Annotated in this window: 14 protein-coding genes; 5 read left to right on the top strand and 9 right to left on the bottom strand. The window is 69.4% G+C overall.

Features of this window, described 5'->3' with window-relative positions; all coding sequences use genetic code 11:
• Positions 1-107 precede the first annotated feature (107 nt).
• Entirely contained in the window at positions 108-431 is a 324-nt protein-coding gene (gene trxA / locus AB0F88_RS24345) for a thioredoxin (protein WP_362688192.1), read from the top strand.
• A gap of 351 nt (positions 432-782) precedes the next feature.
• Here trxA and AB0F88_RS24350 read toward each other — a convergent pair whose 3' ends face one another.
• Positions 783-1,403 carry a GNAT family N-acetyltransferase gene (locus tag AB0F88_RS24350; protein WP_326646217.1) on the bottom strand — a complete coding sequence of 207 codons (621 nt, stop codon included), beginning with the start codon at positions 1,401-1,403 and terminating at the stop codon, positions 783-785.
• 301 nt (positions 1,404-1,704) lie between these two features.
• Here AB0F88_RS24350 and AB0F88_RS24355 point away from each other — a divergent pair, with 301 nt between their 5' ends.
• The 3 genes from AB0F88_RS24355 to AB0F88_RS24365 all read left to right on the top strand — a co-directional run bounded on the left by AB0F88_RS24355 (position 1,705) and on the right by AB0F88_RS24365 (position 5,486).
• Positions 1,705-2,937, top strand: coding sequence for a PLP-dependent aminotransferase family protein (locus AB0F88_RS24355; protein WP_362688763.1), 1,233 nt, complete (start codon positions 1,705-1,707; stop codon positions 2,935-2,937).
• A 196-nt stretch (positions 2,938-3,133) separates the two neighbouring features.
• Positions 3,134-4,087, top strand: coding sequence for a D-alanine--D-alanine ligase (locus AB0F88_RS24360; protein WP_362688196.1), 954 nt, complete (start codon positions 3,134-3,136; stop codon positions 4,085-4,087).
• Positions 4,088-4,427: 340 nt separating this feature from the next.
• Positions 4,428-5,486: a beta-eliminating lyase-related protein gene (locus AB0F88_RS24365; protein ID WP_362688199.1), complete on the top strand. Its 1,059-nt coding sequence runs from the start codon at positions 4,428-4,430 to the stop codon at positions 5,484-5,486.
• A gap of 696 nt (positions 5,487-6,182) precedes the next feature.
• Here the strand turns inward: AB0F88_RS24365 and AB0F88_RS24370 are convergent.
• The 8 genes from AB0F88_RS24370 to rpmH all read right to left on the bottom strand — a co-directional run bounded on the left by AB0F88_RS24370 (position 6,183) and on the right by rpmH (position 11,857).
• On the bottom strand, positions 6,183-7,160 hold the full coding sequence (locus AB0F88_RS24370; RefSeq protein ID WP_362688202.1) for a ParB/RepB/Spo0J family partition protein: 978 nt from the start codon (positions 7,158-7,160) through the stop codon (positions 6,183-6,185).
• 72 nt (positions 7,161-7,232) lie between these two features.
• A complete protein-coding gene (locus AB0F88_RS24375) occupies positions 7,233-8,156 on the bottom strand; it encodes a ParA family protein (protein WP_362688205.1) in 924 nt (307 codons plus the stop codon).
• Positions 8,157-8,353: 197 nt separating this feature from the next.
• Positions 8,354-9,049 (bottom strand): 16S rRNA (guanine(527)-N(7))-methyltransferase RsmG, encoded by a 696-nt coding sequence (rsmG, locus tag AB0F88_RS24380; protein ID WP_362688208.1) that lies wholly within the window; start codon positions 9,047-9,049, stop codon positions 8,354-8,356.
• Between the two features lie 417 nt (positions 9,050-9,466).
• Entirely contained in the window at positions 9,467-9,970 is a 504-nt protein-coding gene (locus tag AB0F88_RS24385; RefSeq protein ID WP_344915512.1) for a R3H domain-containing nucleic acid-binding protein, read from the bottom strand.
• 35 nt (positions 9,971-10,005) lie between these two features.
• A complete protein-coding gene (yidC, locus tag AB0F88_RS24390) occupies positions 10,006-10,953 on the bottom strand; it encodes a membrane protein insertase YidC (protein ID WP_362688212.1) in 948 nt (315 codons plus the stop codon).
• 4 nt (positions 10,954-10,957) lie between these two features.
• Entirely contained in the window at positions 10,958-11,236 is a 279-nt protein-coding gene (gene yidD / locus AB0F88_RS24395) for a membrane protein insertion efficiency factor YidD (RefSeq protein WP_344893437.1), read from the bottom strand.
• Positions 11,236-11,610, bottom strand: coding sequence for a ribonuclease P protein component (rnpA, locus tag AB0F88_RS24400; RefSeq protein WP_350968641.1), 375 nt, complete (start codon positions 11,608-11,610; stop codon positions 11,236-11,238). The genes yidD and rnpA overlap by 1 nt, the downstream gene beginning before the upstream one ends.
• Positions 11,611-11,719: 109 nt before the next feature.
• Positions 11,720-11,857 carry a 50S ribosomal protein L34 gene (gene rpmH, locus AB0F88_RS24405; protein ID WP_329088117.1) on the bottom strand — a complete coding sequence of 46 codons (138 nt, stop codon included), beginning with the start codon at positions 11,855-11,857 and terminating at the stop codon, positions 11,720-11,722.
• A 531-nt stretch (positions 11,858-12,388) separates the two neighbouring features.
• On the opposite strand from rpmH, the gene dnaA reads away from it, so the two are divergent.
• A complete protein-coding gene (gene dnaA / locus AB0F88_RS24410) occupies positions 12,389-14,131 on the top strand; it encodes a chromosomal replication initiator protein DnaA (protein ID WP_362688217.1) in 1,743 nt (580 codons plus the stop codon).
• Positions 14,132-14,318: the final 187 nt, after the last annotated feature.

Here is a 14,318-nt window from a genome sequence, read left to right on the forward strand (position 1 = left end):
CCTCGGGCGCGCGTCGCACCCCCGCCGGACGACACCTCGCCCGCACCGGTCACCCATCGGCAACGGCATCAGGAACAAGTCCTCAGACAAGAGGGAGAGCAGGAACCTTGGGCACCATCAAGCACGTGACCGACGCCAGCTTCGACGCCGACGTCCTCAAGAGCGACAAGCCCGTGATCGTCGACTTCTGGGCCGAATGGTGCGGCCCGTGCCGCCAGGTCGCGCCGATCCTGGAGGAGATCGCCGGCGAGCAGGCCGACAAGCTCACGGTCGTCAAGCTGAACGTCGACGAGAATCCGACAACGGCGACAAACTACGGCGTACTCCAGATTCCCACTCTGAACGTCTATAAGAACGGAGAGGTTGTGAAGCAGATCATCGGCGCCAAGCCGAAGGCCATGCTGCTTCGCGAGCTCGAGGGCATCATCTAGGCCCCCTGCGGGTCGGCCGCCCCCCACGGCGTCCGCCCGTATCACCCGCTTCCGAGCGGCACACCCACCCACTGAAAGCCCCCCGTCTCACCGCGGGGGGCTTTCACATGCGCAGGGCACCCGTACAGGAACATGCGCAGGGCACCCGCACAGGGCTTTTCGGCACGCGCCGCGCCGGGCGGCTCGCGGAGACCTCCGGAGACGAGTTCACGGATCCTGCGGTCAGGCTCACGGCTCCCGGAGGCGTGCTGACGAATCCAGGAGGCGGGTCCACGGCCCCCGGAGGGCGCGTTCGGCTCCACAACGTGCCGTAACGGGCTCCACAACGTGCCGTACGGGCTCCAGAGGGTCTCAGACGGGCCGCAGCGCCCTCTCGGGACTCATCGACCCGAGCAGCCTCTCCAGTGCCACCTCGACGTCCTCACGCCATGAGACGGCGTTCTTGAGCTCCAGACGGAGGCGGGGGAAACGCAGGTGCGGGCGGACCGTCTTGAATCCCACGGAGAGCAGGTAGTCGGCGGGCATCAGGCACGCGCCCGGCTGCTCCCACTTCAGGTCGCCGAACGCCTCGATCGCCCGCACCCCGCGCCGGGTCAGGTCCTTGGCCACGCCCTGGACCAGCATCCGGCCCAGGCCGCCCCCGGAGAACTCCGGGATGATGTGCGCGGTCATCAGCAGCACCGCGTCCGCGCTGACCGGGGAGGTCGGGAAGGCCACCGAGCGCGGCACGTAGTGGGGCGGCGCGTAGAGCACGAAGCCGGCCGCCACCCCGTCCACATAGACGATCTTTCCGCAGCTTCCCCACTCCAGCAGGGTGGAGGAGATCCAGGCCTCCTTCTCCAGTCCCGGATCACCGGCCTTCACGGCCCGGTCCGCGTTGACGGGATCGAGCTCCCAGAAGACGCACCGGCGGCAGCGGCGCGGCAGGTCGTCGAGATTGTCGAGGGTGACGTTTGCCAGCCGACGCGACACCTGTTGGCCCCAATCCTGGCGAGACGAGTGCAAGCCATGGCGAAAAACGCGCGAAAACGGCGTCTCCAGCTGGCATCGTAGCCCAGTGCGGGTCCTGGTTTCAGGAGGTCCCGTCCCCACACGCAGACGAACTGCAGCCCCTGACGTACCCTGGTTTCTCTGGTATGAGCGCTTTGTGTGCTCCACACAACCTAGGAGGTGGACCGTGCCCCAGGACAACGATCACGGTCAGACCATCGCCCCCACCCAAGGCTCGCGCATCGACGCTTACGTCGACCGTTACGCGGCACGGGCAACCGGGATGGTCGCCTCCGAGGTGCGAGCTCTCTTCTCCGTCGCGTCGAGGCCCGAGGTGGTCTCGCTCGCCGGCGGCATGCCGTACGTCACCGCCCTCCCCCTGGACGTGGTGGGGGAGCTGGTCGCCGACCTGATCGCCAAGCGCGGCCCGGTCGCGCTCCAGTACGGCTCGGGGCAGGGCGACCCGCACCTGCGCGAGCAGATCTGCGACGTCATGCGGATGGAGGGCATCGAGGCCAACCCCGACGACGTCGTCGTGACCGTCGGCTCCCAGCAGGCCCTCGACCTGATCACCCGGATCTTCATCGACCCGGGTGACGTCGTGCTCGCCGAGGGCCCCTCCTACGTCGGAGCCCTGGGCACGTTCTCCGCCTACCAGGCCAAGGTCATCCATGTCGCGATGGACAGCGAGGGGATCATCCCCGAGTCGCTGGCCCAGACCATCTACGCCCTGAAGAGCGCGGGCAACCGGATCAAGTTCCTCTACACGATCCCCACCTTCCAGAACCCCGCGGGCGTGACGCTCAGCGTCGCGCGCAGGCAGCAGGTCCTGGAGATCTGCCAGCGGGCCGACGTGCTGATCGTCGAGGACAACCCGTACGGCATGCTCGGCTTCGACGGCGATCCCATGCGGACGCTGCGCGCCGACAACGCCGACGGAATCGTCTATCTCGGCTCGTTCTCCAAGACCCTGGCCCCCGGTTTCCGGGTCGGCTGGGCCCTCGCCCCGCACGCCATCCGCGAGAAGCTGGTGCTGGCGATGGAGTCCGCGGTGCTGTCGCACTCCTCCTTCACGCAGCTGGCCGTCGGCCAGTATCTCGCCACCCAGCCCTGGCGCGAGCAGATCAAGTCGTTCAGGGAGCTCTACCGCGAGCGCCGCGACACCATGCTCTCCTCGCTGGAGGCCCTGATGCCCGACGGCGTCACCTGGACCCGCCCCGGTGGCGGGTTCTTCGTTTGGGCCACCCTTCCCGAGGGGCTCGACTCCAAGGCGCTCCTGCCCCGCGCGGTCGCCGAGCGGGTGGCCTTCGTGCCGGGCACCGGTTTCTTCGCCGACGGCGGCGGCGCGCGGCACATGCGGCTCTCCTACTGCTACCCCGAGCCCGAGCGCATCCGCGAGGGCGTCCGCCGCCTGGCCGGGGTGATCGGGCAGGAGCTCCGCGTCCGCGACACCTTCGGGACCGGCTCGCCCGCCGAGCGCGCCGGGATCGACACTCCGGGACCCGACCTCGCGTGACCCCGCCACACCCCGCTGTCCGGGAGGTGCCCCGTGCCACGGGGCACCTCCGGCATGAGCTCCTCCCCGCCGGTACCGTACGGTGACTTCCTGCGCCGGTGCGTGGTGATCGATCCGGTTCGCCGGAACAGCCGGACCGCGCGGGACGAGAGCGACAGGACAGGCTCGGAGCGGGCCTTGACGAGAGGTATGTCGGATGAGTGACCTGGGCCATGTGCTCGTCCTGGCGGGCGGGCTCTCCTACGAGCGGGAGGTCTCGCTGCGTTCCGGCCGCCGGGTGAGCGAGGTGCTGCGCGGCGCGGGCGTATCCGTGGAGACCCGCGACACCGACGCGTCACTGGTTCCCGCCGTGCTCGCGGACCCGCCGGACGCGGTCTTCGTCACCCTGCACGGCGGGGCGGGCGAGGACGGCGCCATCCGCTCGGTCCTCGAACTCCTCTCCGTCCCGTACGTCGGCGCCGGCCCCGACGCCTGCCGGGTCGCCTACGACAAGCCCACCGCCAAGACCGTCGTGCGCTCCGTCGGGCTGCGCACCCCCGAGTCGGTGACGCTGCCCAAGGAGACCTTCCACGACCTCGGCGCCTCCGCGGTGCTGGCCCGCATCGTGGACCGCCTCGGCCTTCCCCTGTTCGTCAAGCCGTCCCGCGGCGGCTCGGCGCTCGGCGCGTCGATCGTCCGCAGCGCCGAGGAGTTCCCCGCCGCCATGGTCGGCTGCTTCGCCTACGGCGACACCGCGCTGATCGAGCGCTGCGTCGAAGGGGTCGAGGTCGCCGTCTCCGTGGTCGACCTCGGGAGCGGGCCGGTGGCACTGCCCCCCGTGGAGATCGTCGCCAACGAGGGCGTGTACGACTACGCGGCCCGCTACACCGCCGGGCACACCGAGTTCTTCGCCCCGGCACGCCTGTCGCCCGAGGCGTCGGCCGCCTGCGCCGCGATGGCCGTGACCGCGCACACCGCCCTCGGCCTCAGGGACGTCTCCCGTACGGACCTGATCGTCGACGCGGACGGCCTGCCCCACTTCCTCGAAGTGAACGTCGCCCCGGGCATGACCGAGACGTCCCTCCTCCCCATGGCCGCCGAGGCCGCCGGGGACGACCTCGGCACCCTCTGCCGCGTTCTCCTGGAACAGGCCGCCGCCCGCGGCGCCTGACCTCTCGCCCGCTCTCCCGGCTCCCGCGCCTGAACCCCACCGCGGGCGCGGGCCGGTCCGGCACGGCGCCGAGCCGGACCGGCTGGTCCTGGACGGTGAGCCGGACCGGCTGGCCCTGGACGGCGAGCCGGACCGGCTGGCCCTGATCGGTGAGCCGGACCGGCTGGCCCTGATCGGTGAGCCGGACCGGCTGGCCCTGATCGGCAGGCCGGACCGGCGGACCTGGGCGGTGGGCGGGCCGACGCTCCTGGACGGTGGGCCCAGCCAACGGACTTGATCGGCAGGCGGGGCCGGCGGACCTGGGCGGTGGGCGGGCCGGGCCTCCCCCTACGCTGGCCGTGTGCTGACCTCCACCTCATTTCCCAAGAGCTTCGCCAGCGACAACCACGCGGGCGTGCATCCTGCGGTTCTCACCGCCATCCTCGAAGCGAACGCCGGAGACGCCCTCGCCTACGGCGGGGACGCCTGGACCACCGCGATGGAGGACGCCTTCCGCGCCGAGTTCGGCGCACGCGCGACCGCCTACCCGATGTTCAACGGCACCGGCGCCAACGTGGTGGGCCTCGGACTCGTGCTGCGGGCGTACGACGCGGTGCTCTGCCCGGCCACCGCCCACATCAGCACCAGCGAGTGCGGTGCCGCGGAACGCGTGCTGGGCGCCAAGCTGGTCACCCTTCCCACCGGAGACGGCAAGATCTCCGTGGATGACGTCCGCGGCCAGCTGTCCGCGCTGGGGGACGAGCACCACTCCCAGCCCAGGGTCATCTCCATCTCCCAGGTGACCGAGTGCGGCACCTGCTACACCGCCGACGAGATCGCCGAGCTCGCGGAGTTCGCGCACGCGCACGGTCTCTTCCTGCACATGGACGGCGCCCGGCTGGCCAACGCGGCGGCCGAGCTCGGCTGCTCGCTCCGCTCCCTCACCACGGACGCGGGTGTGGACCTGCTCAGCTTCGGGGGCACCAAGAACGGAGCCATGGGCGCCGAGGCGCTCGTGATCCTCCGCCCGGAGCTGGACGCCCCGGCGCTGTTCCTGCGCAAGCAGGGGATGCAGCTCGCTTCCAAGATGCGCTTCGTCTCCGCCCAGCTGACCGCCCTCCTCACCGACGACCTCTGGCGCGAGAACGCCGCCCACGCCAACGCCATGGCCCACCGCCTGGCCGACGGCATCGCCGGTCTCCCGGGCGTCTCCCTGCGCTACCCCGTGCAGTCCAACGCCGTCTTCCCGGCCCTCCCCGAGAAGGCCATCGCGGAACTGCAGCAGCGCTATCTCTTCCATGTCTGGGACGCGGCCGAGAACGTGGTCCGCTGGGTGACCGCCTTCGACACCACCCCCGAGCACGTCGACGCCTTCGTCGCCGACATCCGCCTCGTCGTTCAGGAGAACCTCGACTCCTGAACGACGTCTGTTTCACGTGAAACGGCCTGGCTCCAGAGACGGTGACTGTTTCACGTGAAACACCGACCGCCGTCTCCGGGCCGCCTTTCTTCCCTACGTCTCTTCCCTCTACGGCAAGATCCCGGTCGTTCCTTCGCGGGTGAAGAGGCGCGGTCGTTCTCCACGGGTGAGAACCTCCGCCTCTCCCGTCGTGCCCCGATCCCCTTCATCGTGGAACCCGCGCCTTGCCGGGGTCCGGCTCGCACATCCCACCACTTCGTGTTTCACGTGAAACGACGCCTCCTCCGCGATGACGACAGCAGGATCACCCGACGAGACGGCCGCGAGATGCGACCGACCAACAGGCCCCACGAAAGCCTCCGCCCGAGGCGCGGCACTCCACACGCGCAGCGGTCTCGCCGAGGCGGGCCCCACGCCCCTGGAACCGCGCATGCGCACGTGTCGGACGTGCCATGAGGGCAGGGGTCCAGTCGATCATCGAAACGCCGTACGGCGAGCACAGGGCGGTGAGCGCGAACGGCCTCCCTGTTTCACGTGAAACAGGGAGGCCGTTCGTCGTCGGGGAACCGTCCGGGAAGGTCGGCCGCCGGGGGTCGTCCCGGAAGGCAGCCATCCCGGAAGGGGCCCCGGGGGAGATTCACCGGCCCGGCGGATGCGCCACGTGCTCGCCTTCCCGGGCTTCCGGAGCCGGTTCGATCATCCTTCCATCGCCTGCAGCGAGCCCGGAGCCATCGTGCCGATGATGCGCTCCAGATCGTCGATGGTCGCGAACTCCACCACGATGCGTCCCTTGCGACGGCCGAAGTCGACCTTCACCCGGGTCTCGAAGCGGTCGGAGAGCCGGTCGGCCAGATGCCGGAGGGCGGGCTCCTCGTCGGGCTTGGGCCGGGGAGCACGCGGGGCCGGCGCCGGGGCGGCCTTGGCGTCGCCCACGGCGACGATCTCCTCGACCGCGCGGACCGAGAGGAGCTCGGCCACGATCCGGCGGGCGAGATGCTCCTGGGCCGCGGGGTCGTCCAGCCGCAGCAGGGCCCGGGCGTGGCCCGCGCTGATCGTCCCGGCCGCGACGCTGAGCTGCACCCCTGGCGGCAGCTTCAGCAGGCGCAGCGTGTTGGTCACGTGCGAGCGGGAACGGCCGATCCGGGTGGCGAGCTGCTCGTGGGTCGCGCCGAAGTCGTCGAGCAACTGCTGGTAGGCCGCCGCCTCCTCCAGGGCGTTGAGCTGCTCGCGCTGGAGGTTCTCGATGAGCGCGTCGAGCAGGAGCTTGTCCTCCTGGGTGTTCCGCACGATCGCGGGGATCTCGGAGAGCCCGGCGAGCCTGGAGGCGCGCCAGCGGCGCTCGCCCATGACCAGCTCGTAGCGTCCCTCACCCGTGGCCCGCACCACGACCGGCTGGAGCAGGCCGACCTCGCTGATCGAGGCGGCCAGATCCTGCAGGGCCTCCTCGTCGAAGACGTCGCGGGGCTGGCGCGGGTTGGGCACGATGTCGTCGACGGGGATCTCAAGGAAGTATGCGCCCGCGACCGGCGCGGGGCCGGGCTGTTCCGGCACCACCACCGGCTCGGGGGCGACCATGGTCGCGGTCATCGACGCGGGCGGCTCCGCGACGACGGCCGGACCCGTGGGGATGAGCGCCCCCAGTCCCCTGCCCAGCCCTCTCGGTTGCTTACTCACTTGCCCCTCCCGAGACTCAAGGTGTCGCCCTCACTGACGTACCCGTGACCGCGGCCGCGGGGTTCCCGGTGCTCATACGGCCGCACCGCGGTAAGCGATCTCGCGGGCGGCGTCCATGTACGCCATCGCGCCACTGGAGCCCGGGTCGTACGTCATGACCGACTGACCGTAGCTCGGAGCCTCGGAGACACGCACGCTTCGGGGGATCAGCGTGCTCAGCACCGTCGCGCCGAAGTGGGAGCGAACCTCGTCGGCGACCTGCGAGGCGAGGCGGGTGCGCCCGTCGTACATCGTCATGAGGATGGTGGAGAGGTCGAGCGTGGGGTTCAGGTGGGCGCGGACCAGATCCACGTTCCTCAGCAGCTGGCCGAGACCTTCCAGCGCGTAGTACTCGCACTGGATGGGGATCAGCAGCTCGTTCGCGGCCATCAGCGCGTTGACCGTCAGCAGGCCGAGCGAGGGAGGGCAGTCGATGAGGATGTAGTCGAACTCGACGGCGTCGTACGCGGCCAGCGCGCGCTGCAGGCGGGCCTCGCGGGCGACCATGGAGACCAGCTCGATCTCGGCTCCGGCCAGATCGATCGTGGCGGGAGCGCAGTAGAGGCCCGGCATGTCCGGGACCTCCTTCACGACCTCCGCGAGCGGCAGGTCCTCCACGAGCACCTTGTACATGTCCGGCACGTCACCGCGGTGCTCGACGGCCAGAGCCGTCGAGGCGTTTCCCTGGGGGTCGAGGTCGACCACGAGGACCCGCTGGCCGTGCATGGACAGCGCCGCCGCCAGGTTGACCGACGTGGTGGTCTTGCCGACGCCGCCCTTCTGGTTGGCGACGGTGAAGATCCGGGTCTTGGAAGGGCGGGGCCAGTCACCGTCCCGGACCCCGGTGGAGCCTCCGGGAGCGGCGGTCTTCTGGGCCGATGTTTCACGTGAAACCACTGAGCTGAGTGCCTCTCGTACCAGCGGCGAGTCGCCGGGATTAAGGGGGGTCTGGGTCACGGTCGTCTTCCTTTCAACCGGCCTGACTACGGCACCGGGTGCCGCTGCCGGCCAGCCCAGACCGGAAAGGCGTCCATGGGGCAGAGCGGCGGGAACCTCGGGCCAGCCGAGACCGCTCCTCGCGCTGGCGATCGCACTCGAACGGTCGTTCACTGGCCTCGTACTCGCTTTGCTCGGTTTACCTGGTGGCCTCGCGCTTACCTGCCTCGCGAGGCACGATCCTTCCGGCGAGAGGCCTTCCGCGCTCCTTCGGGAGCCCGACCGGCGACCACTCGGATGAGAGTTGCGGGCGGCTCGACCTTACCGTGCCCGACCGATGTAAGCTCGGCGGTTTGCACCCCACTCGCCCGCAATTGCGGCTCGGCGTCCGCCAACTCCTCAGCGGCACGCTCGCCCTTCATGGCCAGCAGCTCACCCCCCTCGCGCAGCAGGGGCAGCGACCACTTCAGCAGGCGATCGAGCGGCGCCACCGCCCGGGCGGAGGCGACGTCGAACTCCCGCCTGCCCGCGAACTCCTCGGCCCGGCCGCGCAGTACCTCGACGTTGTCGAGTTTCAGCGACTCCACGCACTCCTCCAGGAAGACCGTCCGGCGAAGGAGCGGCTCCAGGAGGGTGACGGTGATGTCGGGCCGTACGATCGCCAGGACCAGGCCCGGCAGGCCGGCACCGGAACCGATGTCGACCAGGCGCACGCCGGCGGGCACGGCCTCGGAGATCACCGCGCAGTTGAGCAGGTGGCGGTCCCAGATGCGCGGCACCTCCCGCGGGCCGAGCAGCCCGCGCACCACCCCGGGACCGGCCAGCAGCTCCGCGAAGGCCTCCGCTCTGGCCCAGGCGTCGCCGGTGAACACCTCGCGCGCGACCTCGGGCGGTTCGGGGATCTGGTCACTCACTCGATGCTCACTCTTCCCTCAAAAATATCGGGGTCAGGCCGGTCTCAAGGCTAACGGCCCGCTTCGGCGCCGTTGTACAGCACGGGGTGGGGACGCCGCCGCAGGCGCGCGGGACACGGTGCCGTCAGACGGCGTGCGGCGGTACCGGACGGATCGCGTGGTGGAAGACCACGGCCTTCCCGGGCGCCGCGAAGCGGGATCCCGGGACACATACCGGCAAAGGTTCCCGGGACGGCGGCGGCCCGGACGGTGTCCCTACGGCGCGTGCCACGAAAGCGGGCCACCAAGCCGGGCCGCCAAACGGCCCACGAAAAAGTCCCGCAAAGCGGGCCACGAAAGCGGGGCACGAAAAAGGCCGCCGTCCCCGGGGAACCGGGGGCGGCGGCCGGCGCCGGCCCATGCCGTCGCCAAGAGGCGCTAAACGGGAAGCACCACCACGAACCGGCGGGGCTCCTCGCCCTCGGACTCGCTCCGCAGGCCCGCCGCCGCGACGGCGTCATGCACGATCTTCCGCTCGAACGGGGTCATCGGCTGCAGCGACTTGGGCTCGCCGTTCCGCTTGACGTCCGCCGCGATCTTGGTGCCGAGCTCGCTCAGCTCGCTCCGGCGGCGGTCGCGGTAGCCGCCGATGTCGAGCATCAGGCGCGAGCGCTCACCCGTCTGGCGGTGGACCGCGAGGCGGGTCAGCTCCTGGATGGCCTCCAGCACCTCGCCGTTGGGGCCGACCAGGTCGCCGCCCTTGATGTCGACGACCGACACCACGGCGCGATCACCTTCGACATCCATGTCGATGTCGCCGTCGATGTCGGCGATGTCGAGCAGACCCTCGACGTAGTCCGCCGCGATCTCGCCTTCCTGCTCCAGGGCGGCGAGATCGGGAGCCGCCTTCACGGGCTCCTTCTCGGCCTCGGCCTCGGTCACGTCCGGCCACTCCTTCGTGCTGTCGGGATGAGACGTCAGGACTTCTTGCTACCGGTCCGCTTGCTGCGGGGCTGGCGGGTGGGCTGCTGTCGGATCACCTTGGCCTCCGGCACGGGCGGCGCCTCGGGCTCGGGGGCGGTCTTCTTGACCTTGCTCAGCAGGCTCGGCTTGGGCTCGGGAGTCGTGACGTTGCCCTTGGCGTCGACCACCGGCGAGGGGTTACGGCTGTAGAACCAGTGCTGCTGGCCGAGGGTCCAGACGTTCGTGGTGACCCAGTAGAGGATCAGGCCGAGAGGGAAGTTCAGCGAGAAGATCGCGAACAGCGGCGAGACGTACATCAGGATCTTCTGCTGCTGCGCCATCGGGTTGTCCGGCATCTGGGCGATCGAGCGGGTCACGCTCTGCCGGACGGTGAGGAAGGTCGTCAGCGAGCTGACCGCCACGAAGATGGCGAGCACGACCTTGGTGACGATCGGGTCGGCATCCAGCTTGATGATGTCGTCCCAGCTCGTGAAGAACGTCGCGGGGATGGGCGCGCCGAAGATGTGCGCGGCCCGGGCGCTGTCGACGAGCCCCTGCGACATCCCGAACTTGGCCTGGCCCGCGGCCATGGCCTGCAGCACGGTGAACATCGAGATGAAGATCGGGAACTGCGCCAGGATCGGGAGGCAGCCACCCAGCGGGTTGGCCCCCTGCCCCTGGTACAGCGCCATGACCTCCTGGTTCATGCGCTGTTTGTCGTTCTTGTAACGCTTACGGATCTCCTGGACCTTGGGCGCCAGCTCCTGCATCTTCTTCGACGAGCGCATCTGCTTGAGGAAGAGCGGGAAGATCAGCAGCCGCATCAGCACGGTGAGCGTGATGATGGTCAGCGCCCAGTTGAGCCCGCTGTCCTTCGGGATGAAGGTGCTGTAGCCCTGGTGAATCCAGGTGATTACATGGGCGACGGCTGTGTACAGCCAGTTCAGCCAGGACAGCTCCACCGAGCTAGCTCCCTTGCGTTTCGTCGGACCGGCCCGGGCGCGGGGGCACCGGGTCAAAGCCTCCGGGATGGAATGGGTGGCAACGCCCGATTCTCCGGATCGTCAACCATGTGCCGCGCAGCGCGCCGTGAACGGCCACGGCCTCGAGGCCGTAGGCACTGCACGAGGGGTGGAAGCGGCAACGGGGACCCAGCAGAGGACTCACGAAGGACCGGTAGAACCGGATCGGAGCCATCAGGATCCTGGCAGCCGGAGAAATTCCAGCGGTCTGCTGCGCCGTCATCATCGCCCATCCATGCGAGCCCCAGGGGGCTCCAGCCGCCTGAGTAAACGATCCAGCGCGACGTCGAGTTCGGCGGCGATGCGCTCGCTTCGCGCGGACGCGGCCGGTGGATTGGCGCGTACCACCAGCAGGCTACCTCTCGGAAGCCGGTCGAGACGGTCTCGCATGAGGTGTCTCAACTGACGTTTAACCCGATTTCTGATGACCGCGCCTCCTACGGCACGACTCACCACGAATCCGACCAGGGGGGGAGTGTCCCTGTCAGAGCGCATGCCAAGGTGCGCGACCAGGGTGGGGCGGCCTGCTCGGCTTCCCCTTCTGACCGCGCCGGCGAACTCGTCGCCCCGGCGCATGCGGGACCCGGACGGCAGCACGAGAGATCTTGGTGACCCTGGGCAGGTACGCCCGTCGCCCGCCGGCAGCGATGCCGGCGGGCGACGGGCGCTACTGCCTAGGCCCGGCGAACCGGGCGCAACGGATGCGTCAGGCGGAGATCTCGGCGCGGCCCTTGCGACGGCGAGCGGCAAGGATGGCGCGGCCGGCGCGGGTGCGCATGCGGAGCCGGAAGCCGTGGGTCTTCGCACGACGGCGGTTGTTCGGCTGGAAAGTACGCTTGCTCACGAGTGGGCTCCAGGCTCAAGACGCATCCCCAGCACATGGGGACGCTCGACAGTGGCTGGCTTGCCGGATGCGGGGCATGCGAAATAGCCGCCGCGTGGCAAGCCGACCGTCGTACGTTACGGGTCAGGCGTGTCCCAGGTCAAACCGGAGAGTGTTCCGAAGCACGCACACACAGGTTATCCACGTTTCCACAGGCACGTTATCCACCGGCGCCTCGCCGTCCACAGGATGTGCGCTCCGTCCCTCCCGTACGCCACTAGGCTGTGGACAACGTCTTGTACACAGCTGTGGACAGGGCTACTGTCGGCCCTTCCAGACCCTCTCTCCGCTGCGAGGACGCGTCGGACCGCAGGTAACGGGCTGTGCACAGCCTGTGGATTCGATGTGGATTTCGTATGGCGCCCACGACGGGGCCACGGGACTCCCGGCATGTGGACAACGACGAGATCCGGTGCGCCCGGCGGCCACCATTGTGGATAAACAGATCGCGGTGGGCCAGCGGGGCCGCGTCGGGAGGAGGGGAGCCGGACCATGGACGGAACGGACCTCAGCGCGGTCTGGGCGAGGGCTCTTGAGAACTCCCTGAACGAGAACGTCCCGTCCCAGCAGCGGGTCTGGCTCAACATGACCCGGCCCTTCGGCCTCATGAACGACACCGTGGTGCTCGCCGCGCCCACGGATTTCGCCAGAGATGTCCTGGAGAACAAGCTTCGTCCGCTCATCAGCCAGGCGCTCTCCCAGGAGTTCGGCCGCCCGATGCGAGTGGCGGTCATGGTCGACCCCAGCGCGGCGGGCCCCGAGTCCGGGCTCACTCCCCGCCAGGACGCTTATCCCCAGGCCCAGCCGCAGGGTTATGCACAGGCCGGCGGGGCTCAGCAGGGTTATGCACAGCCCGCTCCGCCCCAGCACCACGGGGGTTCCGGGCTCCAGCATCCCTATCCGGGGGGCAACCAGCCCGCGCAGCCGTCCACCGACTATCCACAGGCGCAGCCGTTCTCCTACCCGTACCAGCAGGGCGAGGAGTCCCCCCAGCCGTACCTGCCCGCGGAGCCCTCGCAGACGCCCGCGCAGGGAGAGCAGAACCCCGGATACGGCCGCGGCTACACCCCGCAGCCGTCACCGCCGCGGTCCGAGCCCGACTCCTTCGACCGCGGCGCGCCTCCCGTGCCCGCCGCGGGCGGCGCGGGCGGCGTGCAGAACAGGTGGGACGGCCGCGGGAGCCGCACCCAGGGGGAGCCGGCCCGGCTGAACCCGAAGTACACCTTCGACACCTTCGTGATCGGCTCCAGCAACCGGTTCGCGCACGCGGCGGCGGTCGCGGTGGCCGAGGCGCCGGCCAAGGCGTACAACCCCCTGTTCATCTACGGTGACTCGGGCCTGGGCAAGACCCACCTGCTGCACGCGATCGGCCACTACGCCCAGAGCCTGTACGACGGCGCGCGGGTGAGATACGTGAGCTCGGAGGAGTTCACCAACGACTTCATCAACTCCATCCGCGACCACAAGGCCGACAACTTCCGGGGCCGCTACCGGGCCGTGGACATCCTGCTGGTGGACGACATCCAGTTCCTGGAGGGCAAGGAGCAGACGCAGGAGGAGTTCTTCCACACCTTCAACACGCTGCACAACTCCAACAAGCAGATCGTCATCTCCAGCGACCGGGCGCCGAAACAGCTGGTCACGCTGGAGGACCGGCTGCGCAACCGGTTCGAGTGGGGTCTGATCACCGACGTCCAGCCGCCCGAGCTGGAGACCCGGATCGCGATCCTGCGCAAGAAGGCGATCCAGGAGGGCCTGGCCGCGCCGCCCGAGGTGCTGGAGTACATCGCCAGCCGCATCTCGACCAACATCCGCGAGCTGGAGGGCGCCCTGATCAGGGTGACCGCGTTCGCGAGCCTGAACCGGCAGTCGGTGGACCTGCAGCTCACCGAGGTCGTGCTGAAGGACCTGATCACCGAGGACGCCGGCTCCGAGATCACGGTCGCCACGATCATGGCGTCCACCGCCGCGTACTTCGGGCTGTCGATCGACGACCTGTGCGGCGGGTCGCGCTCGCGGGTGCTGGTGACCGCCCGCCAGATCGCCATGTATCTGTGCAGGGAGCTGACCGACATGTCGCTGCCGAAGATCGGCCAGCAGTTCGGCGGCCGCGACCACACCACGGTCATGCACGCCGACCGCAAGATCCGCTCCCTGATGGCCGAGCGACGCTCGATCTACAACCAGGTCAACGAGCTGACGACCCGGATCAAGCAGCAGTCCCGCAATGGATGATGAGGTTTTTCACCCCGTGATGCACAGGCTGTGGAAAACCTTGTGGATCAACGGTTCGCGGGGGGCCGGGAGGCTCCGGGGCGTCGAACCATGATCATCCGGAAACCCGCTGGTCCGAACGTTGTTCGGCGCATGTGGACAACTCTGGGGAGAACTTGGGGACAACCTGGGGACAACTCGTGGATAA

It is taken from the genome of Streptosporangium sp. NPDC023963, assembly GCF_040639135.1.
GTDB lineage: Bacteria > Actinomycetota > Actinomycetes > Streptosporangiales > Streptosporangiaceae > Streptosporangium.